The 1,834-nt window shown below is 41.2% G+C and carries 1 protein-coding gene and 1 pseudogene; one reads left to right on the forward strand and one right to left on the reverse strand.

Annotated features, from left to right (window positions below):
• Positions 1-74 precede the first annotated feature (74 nt).
• Entirely contained in the window at positions 75-1,262 is a 1,188-nt protein-coding gene (locus tag CDZ78_RS07600) for an O-succinylhomoserine sulfhydrylase (RefSeq protein WP_087869467.1), read from the reverse strand.
• Positions 1,263-1,635: 373 nt separating this feature from the next.
• On the opposite strand from CDZ78_RS07600, the pseudogene CDZ78_RS07605 reads away from it, so the two are divergent.
• Positions 1,636-1,806, forward strand: a pseudogene (locus CDZ78_RS07605) (CinA family protein); the annotation flags it as partial.
• Positions 1,807-1,834: the final 28 nt, after the last annotated feature.

The raw sequence follows: 1,834 nt of genomic DNA on the forward strand, positions 1-1,834 counted from the left end.
ATAAAGAATAAGCTTATTCTAGCTTATGCGAGCAAAGCACGACCTATATCCTAAACGTAACCCTCGATAGGGTCCTACAGTGTCAAACCACGCAATAAATCACGCTTAATATCCTCAATATTTTCCAGCCCTACCGACACCCGGACCAGACTATCTTTAATACCTGCCTGCAAGCGTACTTCTGGCGCTAAACGACCATGTATTGTACTTGCTGGATGGGTAATAGTACTTTTCACATCACCCAGATTAGCAGTAATTGACAGCATTTGCGTAGCATCAATCAATTTCCAGGCTTGTTCTTTTCCGCCTTTTAATTCAAAACTAACGACCGCCCCAAAATGATCTTGTTGCTGTTTAGCCAATTCATGTTGTGCATGTGACTCTAGCCCCGGGTAATGAACTTTTCCCACAGCCGCATGCCCTTCGAGCCACTTTGCTAATTCAAAAGCGCTATCGCAATGGGCTTTCATTCTAATAGCTAAAGTTTCCAGCCCAGATAGAAATACCCAGGCATTAAACGCACTCATAGTTGCCCCACCAGTACGCAAATAAGGATAAATCGATTTTTCAATAATCTCTTCATTGGCAATGATAGCCCCCCCGACACAACGCCCCTGCCCATCTAGGTATTTAGTCGCAGAATGCACAACGATATCTGCCCCTAGTGTTATGGGCTTTTGCATAATAGGGGTACAAAAAACATTATCGACCACTAACAGACAATCTTTCTTGTGGGCAATATCAGCTAATGCACGTATATCCACTAACTCCATTAACGGATTTGATGGCGTTTCGACAAATAGAAATTGAGTATTCGGCTGTATCGCTGCTTCCCAAGCATCCAGATTTGAGAGCTCAACAAAAGTAGTTTCAACACCAAATTTGGCAAAATAGTTCTCGAAAGTAAGCACTGTATTACCAAAGACACTACGCGAACAGACAACATGATCCCCCGCCTTCAACAGACTCATACCAATTGCCATAATAGCAGCCATACCAGAAGAAAAGGCAAGACAACGGTCACCTTGTTCCATTAGTGCCAGGCGTTTTTGAAAAGTATCAACAGTCGGATTGGTAAATCTTGAATATATATTACCTGGTTGCTGCCCGGTAAAGCGTAATGCCGCTTCTTCTGCACTTTTAAAAACGTAACTTGAGGTCATGTAGATAGGCATACTATGTTCACCTTCATGAGTGCGCTGATGCCCTGCTCTAATAGCCTGAGTTTCTACTGAATAGTCATTCCAATCTAAATCTGTCATATGTATGTTTTTTTTAATCCTTGAGTGCTAAGGAACCCTGATTGTGGTCCACATAATGCCGGAAGCTTGATAAAATCGGGCTAAAGAGACGGTGAAAGTATTTATTTTTAGCCTCCCCCCTTGAGAAGGGGGGATTGAGGGGGGATCGTATAAAAACATACATCATTGATATTGCGTGATTAGTTTTAATATAACAAACCTCCCCTAACCCCTCCTTAACTAAGGAGGGGAATTTTTTGAATGCTTTCACAGTTTCCTAAAGCCACGCTCTACAGTTATTTCTAAAAGCCGCTAAAAAATTACCTTTATAATATCGCTTAATTTTAGCAAAGTATTGTCCATAGCTTTACTATTAATAGCAAGAAAAGTACCTATGAATACAAATCTGAATCTTAGCCTAGCTGCTGAAAAGTTTGGTGCATACTTAAGCAAAAAACACAGCAAAATAGTGACAGCCGAATCCTGTACAGGAGGATGGTTAGCTCAATGTATTACCGATATAGCGGGTAGCTCTGCCTGGTTTGAACGTGGTTTTATTGCCTACTGAAGTTTCCTAGTTTTTAAAGCATAAG

It is taken from the genome of Bathymodiolus platifrons methanotrophic gill symbiont (assembly GCF_002189065.1).
Classification (GTDB): Bacteria; Pseudomonadota; Gammaproteobacteria; order Methylococcales; family Methylomonadaceae; genus Methyloprofundus.